The sequence below is a fragment of the Saccharothrix violaceirubra genome (assembly GCF_014203755.1).
Taxonomy (GTDB): domain Bacteria; phylum Actinomycetota; class Actinomycetes; order Mycobacteriales; family Pseudonocardiaceae; genus Actinosynnema; species Actinosynnema violaceirubrum.
Map to the genome: position 1 here is coordinate 4,655,289 of NZ_JACHJS010000001.1, position 16,352 is coordinate 4,671,640.

Below are 16,352 nucleotides of genomic sequence, written 5' to 3' on the forward strand. Positions count from 1 at the left end.
GATCAAGTACGCACTCGGAAGTGCGTGGTTACCGGGAGGAAAGCGACATGCGCAGGCCAGGGGCGTACCACTGCGGGCTGGACGCGGCGGTCGAGGTGATCGGCGGCAAGTGGAAGGTGCTGATCCTCTGGGCGCTGGGCGAGCGCCCGCACCGGTTCGGGGAGCTGCGCCGCGAACTGGCGGGCGTGACGGAGAAGGTGCTCGCGTCGCACCTGCGCGAACTGGAGGACGACGGCATCGTGCACCGCGAGGTGTTCGACGAGGTGCCGCCGCGCGTGGAGTACTCGCTGACCGGGTCGGGCGAGGCACTCGTACGCGCCTTGGAACCGCTCGGCGAGTGGGGCCGCGCCCACGTCCCCGGTGTCCCGGTCGAACGGATCTAGGTCACCCGCCCGGGGCCACGACCCCGCGCAGCGCCGACGGCATCGGGTAGTCGCGCTCCGCGGGGAACAGCCGCTGCGCCTTGGCGGCGTGCCCGGCCCGCAGCAGTGCCGAGGCCTTGCGGACCAGGGGCGTGAGGTCGGTGAGACCGACCACCCACTCGTCGGCGAACGTCCGGATCAACCGGCGACCGATGCCGACCTGGATGCTGTAGTGGTTCAGCGCCGCTCCGCGCGGCGAGCGTTCCGGGTCCCACTGGACGTGCACGGCCGCACCCGCCAAGGCCGCCGGGTCGGAGGTCGTCGGCACGGCCCGGGAGAGGGCCTCCGCCCAGCCCTCCCGGGTGATCCGCACCGCGAGGACCCGTTCCTGGCCCGGTTTGCGGGCCCAGTTGCTTCGGTGCATCAACCACAGGAACGACGGCTTGATCCACGTCATCCGCTGGAACGAGAACGGCGCGACGAAGCGACCCGCCCGCAGTGCCGCGTCGGCGATGGCGGGCGAGTACGCCTGGTAGACCACGATCGTGTGGGCGTCGTAGTCGGCACGAACCTGGTACCGGGGCGTCATGCGGCGCACCCTGCCACCCCGTCCACCCCCGCGGCGAGCCGATTTCCCCGGCCACCCCGTGCCTAATGGTGTTCGGCGAGGGAGCGTCCGATGAAATGCGCGCTCAACGTGGCGAAGATGTACGCCTGCAAAACCTGGATGAACGCTTCCAGCAGCGTGATGGCCACCGCGAACGCGAAACTCACCGCCGAGATCGGCTTGAGCAGCGGTGCCGCCTCGAAGAGCAGGAATTCGCCGCCGAGCGCGAAGACCGCCACGAGCAGGTGGCCCGCGAACATCGCGGCGAAGACCCGCAGCGCGAGCGTGACCGGGTCGAAGAAGAACTTGAGGATCACTTCGGTGGGGATCAGTAGCCCCCAGAGCACCGGTTTGGGCACGTCCGGCACGATGAACTGGTTGCGCAGGTAGCCGCGCAGGCCGTGCCGGCGGATGCCCACCCAGTGGTAGGTCGGGTAGACCAGCAGCAACGCCAGCGCCGCCGGGAACCCGATGTGCGCCATCGTGGGGAACTGGACCAGCGGCACGATGCCGAAGATGTTGTTCACCAGGACGAACGAGAACAACGCCATGATGAACGGCACGTACTTGCGGTACTCGGCGCCGATCTGCTCCTTGGCGATGCCGTCTCGTGCGACCCCGTAGATGTACTCCAACGAGAACTGGAATCGCCCGGGGACGAGTTTGAGGTTCCGCGTCCCGACGAGCAGCACACCGGCGATGATCACACTGGACAGGACGACCAGGAGTATCGGTTTGGTCACCCACCCGAACAAGGGTGGTAATTCGAAATCCGCGGGCGTCGGCGCCGGGAAGGAATCGGCGGCCATCGGCGTCACCTCCACCGTCCACCCTAGGGATGATCTTCGCCTGCGGGCGACACTCGAACGTCGCCGCCGGTCGCGACTTTCGTGGCGCGAATTCCGACTTTGGTCGTCGCGCGCACCAGGGACCTTCGACCGTGTCGGGGGACCGCATCACGGCGGACAGTGGTCGGATCAAATCGACCGGGTGGACGGGTGGGAGCGGGATGTCGGGGGTGACCGGGGCACTGGGGCTGACGGCCGAGGAGGTCGCGGAGGTGTTGGGTGCCGCGGTGCTCGCGCCGTCCGTGCACAACACCCAGCCGTGGCGGTTCCGCCTGCTGCCCGACCGGATCGAACTGCACCCGGACCCCGACCGGGTCCTGCCCGCGACCGATCCCGAGGGCCGCGAACTACGGCTGTCGTGCGGCGCGGCGTTGTTCAACCTCAGGCTCGCGCTGCTCGGCCTGGGCGTCCGGCCGCTGGTCACGCTCGTGCCCGGCGACGACGCGCCCGGCGCGTTGGCCGTGGTGCGACGGGGCGGCCGGCGGGCACCCGACGACGACACCCGACGCCTGCTCGACGCCGTGCCGCTGCGCCGGACCAACCGGCTGCCGTTCGCACCCGGCGGGGTGCCGGTGGACCAGCGACGGGCTTTGCTGCGCGCGGCCGAACGCGAACGCGCGTGGCTGCACCTGGTCGGGCCGACCGAGATCGACCGGGTGCGGGAGCTGGCCGTGAAGGCGCACCGGCTGCAACTGGAGGACGCCGAGGTGCGCGGGGAGCTGTCCGAGTGGAGTGCGACGCGCCCGTGCGGCGACGGGGTGCCGCACGCGTCGGCGGGCCTGCGGCCGGCACCCGACGACGGGTGGCCGATGCGCGATTTCCGCGGTGCCGAGCGGGCGGCGGACGAGGCGTACGAGCCCGACCCGCTGGTGGCCGTGCTGTGCTCGTTCTACGAGGGTCCGGCCGCCGAACTCCAGAGCGGTCAGGCGTTGCAGCGGGTGCTGCTGACCGCGACGGCACTGGGGCTGGCCGCGTCGTTCCTGTCACAGGTGATCGAGGTGCGTCCGGTCCGCGAGGAACTGCGCCGGTCGTTGGGCGGGACGCTGGTGCCGCAGACCGTGCTGCGGCTGGGTGTCGGTGCGACCGTGCCGGAGCGCCCCCGTCGCGACGTCGCCGACCTGGTGTTGCCGGTCGGTCAGCGGGTGCCGAAGTTCTGGGTCCAGTAGGCGCGCTTCTTGGAGTCGGTGGTGTAGGCCACGCCCAGGTCCTTGTAGCCGCAGTTGAGGATGTTGGCGCGGTGGCCCGGGGACTTCATCCACGCCCGCACGACCTGCTCGGCGGTGCGCTGGCCGTAGGCGACGTTCTCGCCCGCCATGCGCCAGTAGTAGCCGGCTTCGTCGATGCGCTGGCCGGGGGTGCTGCCGTTGACGCCGGTGTGGGTCATCTTTCCGGTCTTGGCCATCTCGTCGTTGTGGCCCTTGGCCGAGCTCTCGAGCTGGGTGTTGGCCTTCAGGGCGGCGCAACCGGCGGCGGCGCGCTCCTTGTTGGTGAGCGTGAGCACCTGGGTCTCGAAGCTCGGCGTCGTCGCGGCGGACGCGGCACCGGCCGTGGTCAGGAACGCCGCGAAGGCGAGTCCGGTGGCGGCGGCGACGGTGGCGATGCGGCGGGCGACGGCGTTCATGTCCGGCTCCTTGGTGGTGGCTGTCTCGGTGGGGTGAGACAAGATTCGGCTGCCGCGGGTCGTGCTCCGGTTCGACGTCGGGTGCGGTTGGGGTGCGGCTTTTCCGACGTCCGGGGTTTGGCGGACGCGCGGAGTGGGCATCGGGATCGGCGTGGGGACGTACCTGGAGTCGGTCCGCGCGGGGTTCGCGGCGTTCGTGGGCGTGGGCGCGCTGGTGCTGCTGCCGCTGGCCGTGCTGCACTACCGCCGGTTCGGTCGGGTGGAGCCGCGTCGGGCGTTCGTCCTGTACGGGCTGCTCGCCTACGGTCTGGTCGCCGCGGCACTGATCTTCCTGCCGTTCCCCGACCCGGCGGCGGTGTGCCGGGGCGAGACGATGACGTCCCTGCGCCCGTTCCAGTGGGTCACGGACATGCGCGCGAACCTGTCCGCCAACGGCCGGTCGGGGCTGGTGGCCGTGGTCACGTCGACGGCGTTCCTCCAGCAGGCGTTCAACGTGGCGTTGTTCGTGCCGCTGGGCGTGGTGATGCGCAAGGCGTACGGCCGGGGGCTGCTGTCCGTGGGCTGCGTGGGCCTGGGGTTGTCGCTGGCGGTCGAGGTCGTGCAGTACACGGGCAACTTCGGGGTGTACGCGTGCCCTTACCGGATCTCCGACGTCGACGACCTGATCTCGAACACGTCCGGCGCGCTGCTGGGCTGGATGCTCGCGCCCGCCGCCGTGGTCGTGCCGGCCGTGCCGTCGCGGACGGAGTCGGTCGCGTTGCCGGAGGCGGTGAGCGTGCCGCGGCGGCTCGTGGCGCTGGCGGCGGACGCCATGGTCGTGGTCCTGGCCGTGCTGCCGGACCCGCGCTGGGCCCCGGTGGCGGCACTCGTGGTGCGCGTCGTGGCGCCCGCCGTGACCGACGGGTGGACGCCGGGCTCGTGGCTGGTCGGCCACCGCCTGCGCACGGCGTCCGGAACGCGGGTGCCGATCCACCGGCTGCTGGCCCGTGAAGTGGTCGGCGCCACGGGGTTGTGCGCGTACGTCGTGCTGGTCTCGCCGCGTTGGGACATGTTCGCGGTGGACGTCGCCGTGGTCGCGCTGGTCTTGCTGGGCGCGTTCGTGGTGCCGGTGTTCCGCCGGGACCAGTGCGGCTGGCCGGACCTCCTCGCGGGGACCCGGGCCGAGCACGCGCGGCGGTCGCTCAGCCGAGCGTGATCAACGCGCCCGCCACGCTCGAGACGACCAACGCGCTCACCACGCCGCGCCGGAGGAGCAACAACCACACGGCCGCCGCACCGAGCACCACGAACTGCCAGGGTCGGTGCAGGGACAGGGCCAACGGCAGGGTCGACCCGCCGATGGCGCCGATCGCCGCCGCGCCCGCGCCCGTCAGGAACGCCTTCGCGGTGGCGTTGGCCCGCAGCCGGTCCAGACGCGGTCCGCCCACGAGCACGAACGCGAACGACGGCGCGAACGCCACCAGCGCGGCCAGCAGCCCGCCGCCGAGCCCGGCCGCCGCGTAGCCGACCACGGCGACCGTCTGCACGACCGGTCCGGGCGTGATCTGGCCGAGCGCGACCGCGTCGAGGAACCGCTCGTCGCTGAGCCAGCCGTACGTGTGCACGGCGTCCTGCCGCATCATCGGGATGATCACGAACCCGCCGCCGTAGGACAGCGCGCCGACCTTGGCCGCGACCCACGCCACCGCACCGAGCCCGCCGCCGACCGCGGGCAGCGCCAGGACGAGCGGCACGGCCGACCGCCGACCCAGCGGCGCCCGTACCGAGACCTCGACCAGGCCGGCGGCCACCAGCACGAGCACCAGCCACGGCCCGGTGACCGCCGCCGCCACCCCGCCCACCAGCAGGTACGCGGCCCACCGCACCCGTGCCGACAAGACGGGCCCGACCTGTCGCAGACTTCCCCGCACCAACGTGGCCGCGGCGTGCGCGGCCACGGCCGGTACCGCCGCTCCCGCGCCCGCCGCCGCACCGAGCACCCAGGCGGGCGCGGCCGTGGACAGCAGCAGCGCGGCGAGGGCGAGGATCAGCACCAGGCCGGGGAGGATGAAGCACGCACCACCGACCAACGCCCCGGGCACGCCCCCGAGCCGCCACGCGCACAGGATCGCGAGCTGCGTCGAGGCCGGTCCGGGCAGCAGGTTGGTCACGGCGATCGAGTCCTCGAACTCGCGCTCGTCCACCCACTCGCGCCGCCGCACGCACAGGTCGCGCAGAAGCGCGATGTGCGCCGGCGGGCCACCGAAACCGACGCAGCCGATGCGCAGCCACTCACGGGCGATGATCGCCACCGGGACCCGGGTCACGCGTCCATCCTGGTGCACGGCCACCCGGACCATCCCACTCGTCGGGAGTTCCGCACATCCCCTGAATATCTGAACGGCCTGATCGACGGAGTCCGAAAAGCCTATTTCCCGTTGCGCGAACGCCGGGAGAATGGACGAGGCGGACCGTTCGACTTTTCCGCAGAAGTGCGGAAATAATTCGGGGCTCGGGGACGGCTGATGCGTTCGCACAAGGTTCTGATCGCCGCGGCGATCGCGCTCGTGGCGGTGTCGGGAATCCTCGCGATCTGGCCACCACGCCAACCCGGCACCCGGACCGGAGACCCCCGACTCCCGGCGGCGGCCGGCACCGCCGTGGTCGGCACCCGCCCGCCACCCCCCGCCCGCCCGGCACCGACGACAACGACGACACCACCGCCCACGACGGCACTCCGCTCCACCACCACCCGCCCGACACCACCACCCCGCGCCTTACAACCCACGACCACGACCGAGCCCCCCGCCGCCCCCCGCCGCCAAGCCCCACCGCCGGACGAGGGTTTCCCGTGGCTGCCACCGGGTCCCGCCGACCCCGGCGACCCGGCCCCGTACCGCTGGTACGCGGCCTACGCACAGGGCAAATGCGACGCCGAGCCCCCCAAGGGGCCGTTGTGGGAAGCCGTCGACGCCCTCTGCGACGCGGCCGTGGACGGCGAGACGAACGAATGGGCGCACGCGAAGTCGGCGGCTGCCTCCGCACCCGCACCGTCGAACTGCTTGGAAACGGCGGCCACGGCCCTCCTGCGCCGTGCCCTCGCCTGGCACGAGAAGCACCCGGGCGACACGAAACCCGTGATCAGACTGTCCGCCCTCGACGACACCCCGGCGTGCGCACTGGCGGTACTCGACCTCACCACCGCCCCGGACAACCTGACCTGCGCGGAAGCCCTCGCACCCCAGGCCGCCGCCATCCCCGCCGGCCCGGTGACCGGAGGCACCCGCCTCCTGCTCACCACGACCGGAACGGACCGGAACAGCACCAAGGTCACCGTGGGCGGCCTCCAGGCGAAGATCGACTGCCTGTCCCCCACCCGCGTGATCATCCGCACCCCGCCGTCCCCGAGGTCCGGCCGGGTCACGATCACGGTCACCACCTCGACGGCCACCGCCAACGCCCCTGCCCAGTTCGAGTACCTCAGATCACGCTCCGACACCACCACCACACCGATGCCCAGGTACGCACCTCCGAGTGCGTGACTCCCGGCCGTCACTCCGGCGGGTCGGGACTCCACAGGCCGGTCCACGACTGGTTCTCGCCCAGGATGATCGCCTCGCACTCGTCGACCAACGCGCCCAGACCGGGCGCGTCCGCGATCGCCGCACGATCCCGCAACGCCCGCAACCGACGCGCCGCACGGCTGTACGACTCCGACTGCTCGAGATGACGTGCCGCGGCGACGTGGGCGGCGACCGCCGTGCCGACCGTGGTCGCCACCGCGACCCAGGCCCCCAGGTCGAACCCGGTGGCCGAGGCCAAGGCCCCCAACACCACCGCCGACACGGCCAACACGAACTCGGCGGTGTGCAACCGCTCGTACCGCCGCCGCTCCTCGACAGCACGCCGCGCGTAGTAACCGTCGACGGCCACCGCCACCCGACGCTCCACATAGGACGGAATGTCGTGGACATCGGGCAACGGACGCTCCTCGACCGGCGAACGCAGCCAGGTCTCGTAACGCTCGCCTTCGGCGACAGCGGAATCACGCCGCCCCAACAACACCGCGTCCCGATCCGACCGGTCATAGGGAGCGACACCGGCCAGGTACCGGTAGACCTCGCTCTTGAGCCGCTCCGACACGGCCCGACTGGCGGTCCACGCCAACACCCGATCGGCACCGAGCTCGCGGGCGGTGATGAACGGCACGACCGCCAGACACGCCGCACTCACCCCCGCCACCACCTGCCCGGGACGCCCACCCCACTGCGCCGAGACAGCCGCCAACACCGCCCCGGCCACGGTCAGCACAAGCTGGCACAACCGCCAGCCGGCAACCCGGGACTTGGCCCGATCCGCCGCCTCGGACCACGCCACCTGGTCCGACATGACCACCTCGGCCGTCGTCATAGCGCAACTCCTCCCACACCAGGGGAGTGCTTCTTACCGAAGAACACCCCCGACCCGGGACCCACGACCACGCCACCCACCCAAAAGGAACAACTTCACCCCCGAACGCACAACTCGCGGTGCCCGAACGCACATTTCGCGGTGTCTGAACGCATAACTCGCGCGTTCACACCCTCAGGGCAGATAGCGAGGCGCCCGCCGAGCCCGAGCCTCCGACTCGAACGCCGCGGCGAACCGCAACACCTTCACATCCGCCCGGTACCCCGCGAAGAACGACACCCCGACCGGCAACTCCCCCACGAACCCGGCCGGCACCGACACGTTCGGATACCCCGCCACCGCCGCCGGGGTGGAAGACCCCAACTCGTACGCGTCGCCGGCCGCGTAGTCGGTCTTCCACGCCGGCGAATTGGTCGGCGCCATGATCACGTCCAGGTCGTTGGCCGCCAGAACCTCGTCCACCGACCGCCGGGCCAACGACGTGGCCGTCGCCCGCTGCTCCCGATAACCCGGATCATCCACCCCGGGAGCATCCACGGCAGCCTCGAACAGCTCCTGCCCGAACTTGCTCAACTCGACCGGATCCGCCCGGTTGAACCCGACCAACGACGCGATGGTGCGCGGCGCCCCCGGCCGGGTCCGCAGGTACTTCTCCAGATCGTGCTTGAACTCCACCGTCAACGCCGGGAACTCGGCCTCGCCGATCCGGTCCTGGTAGGGCAGATCCACCTCGACCACCGTGGCACCCGCCCGCCGCAACACCTCGACCGACCGCGCCACGACCCGGTCCACCCCGGCGTTGCCCGCGAGCCGCCACAACCCGATCCGCGCACCCTTCAGCACCCCCGGCCGCAAGGCCGCCCGGTGATCGACCCCGCCGAGCACCGACATCAGGATCGCCGCGTCGACGACGTGCCGCGCCATCGGCCCGGCCGTGTCCTGCCGGGTGGAGAGCGGCACGATCCCCTCACCACTGACCACGCCCAACGTCGGCTTCAACCCCACGACGCCGTTCTGCCCGGACGGGCAGACGATCGACCCGTCGGTCTCCGTCCCCACCGCGACCTGGGCCAACGACGCCGCCACCGCCGCACCGGACCCCGACGACGACCCGCAGGGGTTGCGGTGCAACACGTACGGGTTGTTGGTCTGTCCACCGACCCCGGACCACCCCGACGTCGACCGGGTCGACCGGAAGTTCGCCCACTCCGACAGGTTCGTCTTCCCGAGCACCACCGCACCCGCCCGCCGAAGCCGGGTCACCAGCTCCGCGTCCACCGACGGCGGCGTGCTCAACGCCCGGGAGCCCGCCGTGCTCGCGTACCCCGCCGTATCGATGTTGTCCTTGAGCAGCACGGGAATGCCGTCCATCAACCCGCGCGCCTGTCCCGCACGACGCCTCCGGTCACTGGCGGCGGCCTGCTCCAAGGCCCGGGGGTCGACCGCGAGGACCGCGTTGACCTTGGGGTCCACCGTCTCGATCCGCCGCAGGTACTCGCGGGTGAGCCGGACCGACGTGAGCGTGCCCGCGTCCAACCTCCGGACCAGGTCGGGGATCGTCGCCGCGTCCAGGTCGAACCCGAGACCGACGGGATGGGCCGCGGCCGGCGGCGCGATCAGGACGACGGCCAGCACGGCCGCGAGCAAGGGGCGCATGCGCACACCACACTGGCGCGCACGGTGCCCGGTCAACCCGCCGAACGTCTACTACCCTGCGGATCATGGCGCGCACCCGCCGGTACCGCGACGGCGTCCTGGAGGCCGAGGACTTCCCGGCCGAGGAGATCCCCCGGCACCTGGCCGAGGACGGCGTGACCGTCTGGCTCGACCTGTGCGAGCCGACCCGGGACCGGATCGCCGCGGTGGCCGACGAACTCGGCCTGCACGAGCTGGCCGTCGAGGACGCGTTGTTCGAGCACGAGCGCCCGAAGTTCCACCGCTACGACACGCACTGCCTGCTCAACGCGTACGCCGTGCGCCTGGACCGGCGGTCCGGCCGGTTGGCCACGGCCGAGCTGACCGCGTTCGTCACGCACAACGCCCTGGTCACGGTCAGGACCCGCAAGTTCGACATGGACGCCGTGGTCCGCGCATGGGACCAGTCCTCGCACCTGGCCGCGAGCGGCGTCCCGTTCCTGCTGCACGGCCTCGTGGACCACATCGTCGACACGCACTTCGAAGCCGTCCAGGCCCTCGACGACCACGTGGAGCAACTCGAGGACCTGGTCTTCGCCGAGCACAGCACGAACGAGGAGATGCAGCGCCGGTCCCTGGCCATGCGCCGGTCGCTGGTGACGCTGCGCCGGGTCGTCGTGCCCATGCGCGAGGTGATCACCCCGTTGCTGCGGCGCGACCACGACATCGTCGACGACGTCATGCAGCCCTACTTCCAGGACGTCCTCGACCACGTGCTGCGCGCGTCGGAGTGGACCGAGTCGTTGCGCGACCTGGTCGCCACGATCCGGGAGACCCAGCTCAGCATCCAGGGCAACCACCTCAACCTGATCATGAAGAAGGTCACGGGCTGGGCCGCGGTGATCGCCGTGCCGACCGCCGTCACCGGCTACTACGGCCAGAACGTGCCTTTCCCCGGCAACGGCGAGCCGTGGGGCTACTGGGTGTCGACCGGTGTCGTCGCGAGCCTGTCCATCGGGCTCTACGTGCTGTTCCGCCGCCGCGACTGGCTCTGACCCGCTCTTTCTTCTCGCCGACTTCCCAGGTAACGCACAGGCCGCACTCAGCATCGACCCGCACCCTCGAGGGTGACGGGAGGTGGGCCATGACGGTTCTCGATCACCGGGCGCCCTCGACGGGGTGGGCGACCGCACGCAACGCACGCCGGTACCGCGCGGACGCCGCGGCCGTCCGGACCTCGCCCCACGCGTTCGCCGCCGCCGTCGCGGACGGCATCGGCGACACCCCTCGGGCCGCCGAAGCGGCACGCCGGTTCGCGGAGGTGGCACTCGACGCGGCGTGGCTCCACGGCCCGACGGCGGGGATCATGGCGGCCCGACGCGCCGCTTCCTCGCCACACCCCGATGAACCGGCCCTCACCGCTCTCGCCCCGGCCCGGCACGCCGAACCGGGTCCGCACAGGGCCACCACCCCTGGACACGACGGACCGCCGCTCCGGCTCCACCGCCCCGCACCGCACCTCCGCCCGGTACCGAACCGTCCCGCGGCCTCCCCGGACGACCGCCCGCCCGGCAACGCTGTCCTCGTCGTCGCGACCGGCGACCACCGGGGCTGGTCCGTGGCATGGGCAGGCGACGCCCGGGCGTACCTCGTGACCGACGGCGACGCCATCCCCCTGACCACCGACCACACCGTGGGCCGCTACTTCCGGGACCGCGGCGCCGACCCCGGCCCCCGACTCGACCACGTCGTGACCTCCACCGTCCGGTCCGGCGCGATCGGCACGACCCACGGCCGCTCGACCGGCCGCCTGGTCCTGGTCACCGACGGCGTGCACCGCGTCCTCGACGCCGCGACCCTCGGCCGCGTCACCCGCGCGGTCGCGGACCCGGCCGACGCCGCCGGCGCCCTGCTGGACGCCGCCCGCGCCGCGGGCACCACCGACGACTGCGCGGCCGTGGTCCTGGACCTGTCCCGACCGGCCGCACGGGCGGCACTCCACGCCGCCGCCTGAGCCGTTCCTCCGCGACCGGAACACCAAGATCGGGTACGCGTCCGCACGTCCGGGTGATCACCGCACGACTCCGAGGAGCGGCCCTACCAGAATTCCCTTGCCCGACCAGGTGAATCGACTCAAGGCGACCCGCCGGCACTCCGATGGCCTCCGTGTCCGTTCCATCGCATGGGGGTAAGGCACGTGAAGGTCCTGCGTCAGCGCGTGGCGGCAGTGGTCGACGACCGGGTGTTCCAACGGGTGATCATCGGGGTCATCGTGGTCAACGCGATCACGCTCGGCCTGGAGACGTCGCCGTCGGCCGTGGCCGCGTTCGGCGATCTGCTCGACATCCTGGACGGCACCGCGCTGACCGTGTTCGTCCTCGAACTCGCGGCCCGGCTGTTCGCGCACGGCCCGCGGTTCTTCCGCGAGCCGTGGAACCTGTTCGACCTGGTCGTCGTCGGGGTGTCGCTGCTGCCGACGGCGGGCGCGCTGTCGGTCGTGCGGTCGTTGCGCATCCTGCGCGTGCTGCGACTGGTGTCGATGGTGCCGAGCATGCGCCGGGTGGTGACCGCCCTGGTCCGCTCGATCCCCGGCCTGGTGTCGTTGACCGGGTTGCTGCTGCTCATGCTCTACGTGGGTGGCGTGGTGGCGATCAACCTGTTCCGCGCGGGCGGCGATCCCCGGTTCGACGGGCTCGGCGCGACCCTGCTCACCCTGTTCCAGATCACCACCGGCGACGGCTGGTCGGACCTGATGCGCGACCAGATGCTCAGCCAGCCGCTGGCCTGGATCTTCTTCGTGGTCTACCTGCTGGTCGCCACGTTCACCATGGTCAACCTGTTCATCGCCGTGGTGTGCAGCGCCATGGAGTCCGAGGCCGACGACCGCCTCCCGCGTCAACGTGAGGAGGGCGACTCGGCCGTGCTCGCCGAACTGCGGTCGTTGCGGGACGAGGTCCGCGCGCTGCGCGACGAACGCCGCGTCGACGCGTAGTCAGGCCGAACACCTCGTCCGTCCTCAATGGACTTGAACGCCGCCTCGCCGACGAGGCGGCCTCACATCCGGCCGGACATCGCGCACGGAACCGGCGATCCGGCGTAACGCCGGGCCACCCCGCCCCGAATCCTCACCATAACGGGGGAAACGTGCGCGGTGGAGGCCGATCGTGGACCGTGACGCACGGGGCGACCGGGAGGTCTCCCGGTCGCGCGTGGTCGGGACGACCCATCTGCTCGACGGGCTGTGGCACCGACTGGGGCACGCGCACGTGCTGCGCGAAGGCTTCGCGCGCGTGAACCTGCCGCCGCACTGGGAGCGGTACGTGTTCGCGGCGTCGGCCTACCTCGCGCTCGACCACCACGACGACGTGTCACTGGTCGAGTGGCTCGCCTACGACGTGGACGTGCCGGGCCTCGAACCGTGGGTGCGGCTGGACGGGGCGGCCACGGCCCTGGCGGGCGCGGAACTGCGGGCGGTCCTGGCTCGGCACTCGCTGGAGCAGGTCGACGGAACCGTCTACATAGGACGGGTCGGCACCGGGCACGGCACGGTCGACCTGGCCATGACCCCGGACGGCACACCGATCCGCCACGACACCAACCTGGCCGCGCTCTACCGCTCCCGGCCGGGCCGGCACCGGGTCGTGGTCGTCGACCACGCCGCGGACGGTCAGGTCGCGGACCTGCTCGTCGCCGCGGTCGGCACCGCCGAACGCCTTTACGGGCGCACCCCCCGCCGCATGCACCCGTGCGTCGGTTTCGCCCAACTCCTGGTGCACACGGCCGAGACCGCGACCGGCACCGAGTGGCCGCGGATCGCCACGCAACTCGACCGCGTGCACCGCGTCGAGTTCGACGACGGCACGACCGCGCTGACCGCGCTCAACCGCCGTCAACGCGAGCTGTTCACACTGTGCGCCGTCGATCCTCCGTGAGTTCGCGGTGCGGTCGCGGCAACACGAACCGTGCGCACCACGCGCCGCCGGCCCTCCGCGAAACCCAGGCCCGACCGCCGGCGACACGAACCGCTCACGCCGTGCGCTGCCGCCCTTCCGTGAAGTCCGCCGACACCGACTCCACCAACGCCGTCACGGCCGGGTGCCACTCGCGGTCCGCCGGGCCGCTGAGCACCAGCCGCCGCGCCACCCGACGAGCCAGCGGCACGAGCACCAGCCCGGACGGCAGCATGGCCGCCGCCAGCCCCGGCACGATCGACACCCCGACGCCGGCCCGCACCATGGCCAGCAGCGTGCCCAGCTCGCGCACGCGGTGCACGGGTTCGGCGGCCCACGCCGGGCTGATCCGCCGCACGTGCCGCTCGCACCCGCCGCCGGAGAGCAGGAACTGGTCGTCGACCAGGTCGTCGACCGACACGACCTCCTGCCCGGCCAGTGGGTGGTCCTGGCGCAGCACGACCTGGAACACGTCCTCGCCGATCCACGCGCCACGCGCGCCGGGCGGGTCGACCAGCACGGCCGCCTCGACCGTCCCGTTGTCCAGCCATTCGGCGACCTCGTCGTCCTCGCCCTCGAACAGCCGCACGCGCACGTCCGGGAACTCGGCCCGCCACCGCGCCAGCAGGTCCGGCAGCAGCCCTTGGCACACCGTGGTCGGCGCACCGAGCTTGACGGTGCCGCGCGGCCGTCCGGCGAGCCGGGCGGCGAGGTCGGTGATCGCGGCGGAGGCGTTGACCGCCGACCGCGCGTGCGCCAGCAGTTCCTGGCCGAACGCGGTCGGCTGCGGACGGCCCTGACGGGTGAGCACGGGGTGCCCGAGCGTGCGTTCCAACGCCGCGACCGCGTGCGAGACGGCGGACTGGGTGAGGCCGAGCGCGTCGGCCGCGGTGCCGAACCCGCCCTCGTCGACGACCGCGAGAAAGGCTCGGAGCTGCGCGAAGTTCAGTCCCATGAGTGACGCTCATACCCTTTCGAGGTCGACTTGTTGGACTCATTCTGCCTGCTCCGGACATCCTGGGTGGGTGAAATCCGACTGGGCGGTGAAGTTCGTCCTGCTGTCGGCGATCTGGGGTTCCAGCTTCGCTCTGATCAAGATCGCGGTGGACGCGGGCGTGCCCGCCGTCTGGGTGGCGCTGGCCCGCTGCCTGTTCGGCGCGCTCGCCCTCTGGGGGGTCTGCGTGGTGCAGCGGGTGCCGCTGCCGCGCGACCGGGCGGTCTGGGGACATGCCATGGTCGTGGCCGCACTGCTGAACTCGGTGCCGTTCACGCTGCTGGCGTTCGGCGAGACCCTGGTCAGCTCGGTGCTGGCGGGCGTGTTCAACGCGACGACGCCGTTGACCACGCTGGTGTTCGTGCTGTTGATCGTGCCGCAGGAGAAGGTGACGGGTAAGCGGCTGCTGGGTCTGGCGACCGGGTTCGCCGGCGTGCTGATCGTGCTGGGCGTGTGGCAGGGGCTGGCGGGCGACCTGCTCACCGGCAGCCTGGCGTGCCTGGGCGCGACCGCGTGCTACGGCGCGGGGTTCGCCTACACGCGGCGGTTCTTCTCGGGGAACAAGCAGGGCGCGACCGTGCTGTCCGCCGTGCAGGTCAGTTGCGCGACGGTCCAGCTCGCGGTGGCCGCGCCGGCGTTCGGCGGCCTGCCGGACTGGCCGGGCACCGAGGTGGTGCTGGCCCTGTTCGCGCTGGGCGCCATCGGCACGGGCTGGGCGTACGTGCTGAACCTCGAGGTGATCCGGGGTGCCGGGCCGACGGTCGCGGCGACGGTCACCTACGTGACGCCGCTGTGGTCGACGGCGATCGGTGCCGTGTTCCTGTCCGAGCCGGTCGGCTGGAACACCCTGGTCGGTGGAGTGATCGTCATCGGTGGGGTGTTGCTGGCCAGGTCGACGACCGAGCGTAGTCGGGTTCGCCAGCAAACGTGACGCACGTCACCCAATCCGCCAGTCTTCTTGCCCTGCGGCGTCACGAGCGGTTACGTTCCGGCCCGCAGATCACGGTTCGATTAACGCGAGGACACGGACGCGGACTCCCCCGACCGCGACCGCCCGGACCCCCGCCGGGTGCTCCCCGCAGATCGGGCTCCCCGACGCAGGAGGCTGTTCGTTGGCTCGGCACACGAAGGCGACCGGCCGCACCGTGTACACGGCAGCGGTCGCACCCGAGGGTTACCGGGGCGCGCACAGGGCCGAGCCCGAGCGCGCCGGACTGGCGAGCCGGGTCGCGGCGGTGGCCGTCGCGGTGGGTGCCGTGACCGGTTCCGGTGCCGCGGCGGCGGCGACGATGGGCCCGTTCAACCCGTTGGCGGGTGCCGCGGACTTCGGCGGACTGCCCGACGAGCCCAAGACGATCGAGTACAGCGGCAAGGTCGACACCGTGCACGCCATCGACCTCGGCTCCGAGACCGCCCGCATGCTCAAGGGCGAGCAGCTCGCCGCGCTGGACGCTTACACGCAGGCCAGCGGCGTCGCGTCGTCCGGCTACACGGCCCGCCAGGAGGCGGCGGCGAAGAAGGCCGCCGAGGAGGCCGAGGCCCGCAAGTCGCCGCACCAGCGCCAGGTCGAGGGCTGGATCAAGGAGGCCATCAAGGTCCTCCAGGCGAACGGGACGCCGATCGACGAGAGCGCCGTCGACGAGATCTACACGATCATCGAGAAGGAATCGAACGGGAATCCCGACGCCATCAACAACTGGGACTCCAACGCCGCGCGCGGCACGCCCTCGAAGGGCCTGATGCAGGTCATCGACCCGACGTTCCAGTCCTACAAGCTGGCCGGGCACGACGACATCTACGACCCGGTGGACAACATCATCGCCGGTGTCCGCTACACCTACGCCCGCTACGGCGGCTTCCACAACCACCCGGGCCTCGTCGGCATCGCGAACGGCAACGGCTACCAGGGCTACTGAGCAAGAAGGCCGGGCCTCCTACCGGGGAGG

General features: G+C 71.8%; 17 protein-coding genes. 10 read left to right on the plus strand and 7 right to left on the minus strand.

Annotated features, from left to right (window positions below):
• The first annotated feature begins 47 nt into the window (after positions 1-47).
• Positions 48-383, plus strand: a complete 336-nt coding sequence (locus F4559_RS21410) for a winged helix-turn-helix transcriptional regulator (RefSeq protein WP_184671325.1) — start codon at positions 48-50, stop codon at positions 381-383.
• 1 nt (position 384) lies between these two features.
• Here the strand turns inward: F4559_RS21410 and F4559_RS21415 are convergent, their stop codons facing one another.
• Both F4559_RS21415 and atpB read right to left on the minus strand, forming a co-directional pair.
• Positions 385-951: a DUF4291 domain-containing protein gene (locus tag F4559_RS21415; RefSeq protein ID WP_184671326.1), complete on the minus strand. Its 567-nt coding sequence runs from the start codon at positions 949-951 to the stop codon at positions 385-387.
• A 62-nt stretch (positions 952-1,013) separates the two neighbouring features.
• Positions 1,014-1,778, minus strand: coding sequence for a F0F1 ATP synthase subunit A (gene atpB, locus F4559_RS21420; protein ID WP_184671327.1), 765 nt, complete (start codon positions 1,776-1,778; stop codon positions 1,014-1,016).
• Between the two features lie 200 nt (positions 1,779-1,978).
• Here atpB and F4559_RS21425 point away from each other — a divergent pair, with 200 nt between their 5' ends.
• Complete coding sequence (locus F4559_RS21425; RefSeq protein ID WP_184671328.1) at positions 1,979-2,983, plus strand: Acg family FMN-binding oxidoreductase; 1,005 nt, start codon at positions 1,979-1,981, stop codon at positions 2,981-2,983.
• Here the strand turns inward: F4559_RS21425 and F4559_RS21430 are convergent.
• The gene (locus F4559_RS21430; protein ID WP_184671330.1) at positions 2,953-3,438 is read right to left on the minus strand and encodes a CAP domain-containing protein; all 486 of its coding nucleotides are present in this window, start codon (positions 3,436-3,438) and stop codon (positions 2,953-2,955) included. The two genes, F4559_RS21425 and F4559_RS21430, sit on opposite strands and share 31 nt — an antisense overlap.
• 133 nt (positions 3,439-3,571) lie before the next feature.
• Between F4559_RS21430 and F4559_RS21435 the strand changes: the two genes are divergently transcribed.
• Positions 3,572-4,633: a VanZ family protein gene (locus tag F4559_RS21435; protein ID WP_184671331.1), complete on the plus strand. Its 1,062-nt coding sequence runs from the start codon at positions 3,572-3,574 to the stop codon at positions 4,631-4,633.
• Here the strand turns inward: F4559_RS21435 and chrA are convergent.
• Positions 4,620-5,744 carry a chromate efflux transporter gene (gene chrA, locus F4559_RS21440; RefSeq protein ID WP_312865752.1) on the minus strand — a complete coding sequence of 375 codons (1,125 nt, stop codon included), beginning with the start codon at positions 5,742-5,744 and terminating at the stop codon, positions 4,620-4,622. The genes F4559_RS21435 and chrA overlap by 14 nt on opposite strands.
• Positions 5,745-5,942: 198 nt before the next feature.
• Here chrA and F4559_RS21445 point away from each other — a divergent pair, with 198 nt between their 5' ends.
• Positions 5,943-6,959, plus strand: coding sequence for an IPT/TIG domain-containing protein (locus tag F4559_RS21445; protein ID WP_184671335.1), 1,017 nt, complete (start codon positions 5,943-5,945; stop codon positions 6,957-6,959).
• A 10-nt stretch (positions 6,960-6,969) separates the two neighbouring features.
• On the opposite strand, the gene F4559_RS21450 is transcribed toward F4559_RS21445, so the two are convergent.
• A complete protein-coding gene (locus tag F4559_RS21450) occupies positions 6,970-7,827 on the minus strand; it encodes a DUF4231 domain-containing protein (protein WP_184671337.1) in 858 nt (285 codons plus the stop codon).
• Between the two features lie 174 nt (positions 7,828-8,001).
• Positions 8,002-9,483, minus strand: coding sequence for an amidase (locus tag F4559_RS21455; RefSeq protein WP_184671339.1), 1,482 nt, complete (start codon positions 9,481-9,483; stop codon positions 8,002-8,004).
• A gap of 65 nt (positions 9,484-9,548) precedes the next feature.
• On the opposite strand from F4559_RS21455, the gene F4559_RS21460 reads away from it, so the two are divergent.
• The 4 genes from F4559_RS21460 (at position 9,549) to F4559_RS21475 (ending at position 13,394) form a co-directional block, all read left to right on the plus strand.
• Positions 9,549-10,517: a magnesium transporter CorA family protein gene (locus tag F4559_RS21460; protein ID WP_184671341.1), complete on the plus strand. Its 969-nt coding sequence runs from the start codon at positions 9,549-9,551 to the stop codon at positions 10,515-10,517.
• An 89-nt stretch (positions 10,518-10,606) separates the two neighbouring features.
• Positions 10,607-11,476, plus strand: coding sequence for a PP2C family serine/threonine-protein phosphatase (locus tag F4559_RS21465; protein ID WP_184671342.1), 870 nt, complete (start codon positions 10,607-10,609; stop codon positions 11,474-11,476).
• 183 nt (positions 11,477-11,659) lie between these two features.
• Positions 11,660-12,454, plus strand: coding sequence for an ion transporter (locus F4559_RS21470; RefSeq protein ID WP_312865753.1), 795 nt, complete (start codon positions 11,660-11,662; stop codon positions 12,452-12,454).
• A gap of 172 nt (positions 12,455-12,626) precedes the next feature.
• On the plus strand, positions 12,627-13,394 hold the full coding sequence (locus F4559_RS21475) for a hypothetical protein (protein ID WP_184671345.1): 768 nt from the start codon (positions 12,627-12,629) through the stop codon (positions 13,392-13,394).
• Positions 13,395-13,488: 94 nt separating this feature from the next.
• Here F4559_RS21475 and F4559_RS21480 read toward each other — a convergent pair whose 3' ends face one another.
• Positions 13,489-14,367: a LysR family transcriptional regulator gene (locus F4559_RS21480; RefSeq protein WP_184671346.1), complete on the minus strand. Its 879-nt coding sequence runs from the start codon at positions 14,365-14,367 to the stop codon at positions 13,489-13,491.
• Positions 14,368-14,437: 70 nt separating this feature from the next.
• On the opposite strand from F4559_RS21480, the gene F4559_RS21485 reads away from it, so the two are divergent.
• Both F4559_RS21485 and F4559_RS21490 read left to right on the plus strand, forming a co-directional pair.
• Positions 14,438-15,337, plus strand: coding sequence for a DMT family transporter (locus F4559_RS21485; protein ID WP_312865754.1), 900 nt, complete (start codon positions 14,438-14,440; stop codon positions 15,335-15,337).
• 181 nt (positions 15,338-15,518) lie between these two features.
• Entirely contained in the window at positions 15,519-16,322 is an 804-nt protein-coding gene (locus tag F4559_RS21490; protein ID WP_246445293.1) for a transglycosylase SLT domain-containing protein, read from the plus strand.
• Positions 16,323-16,352 lie beyond the last annotated feature (30 nt).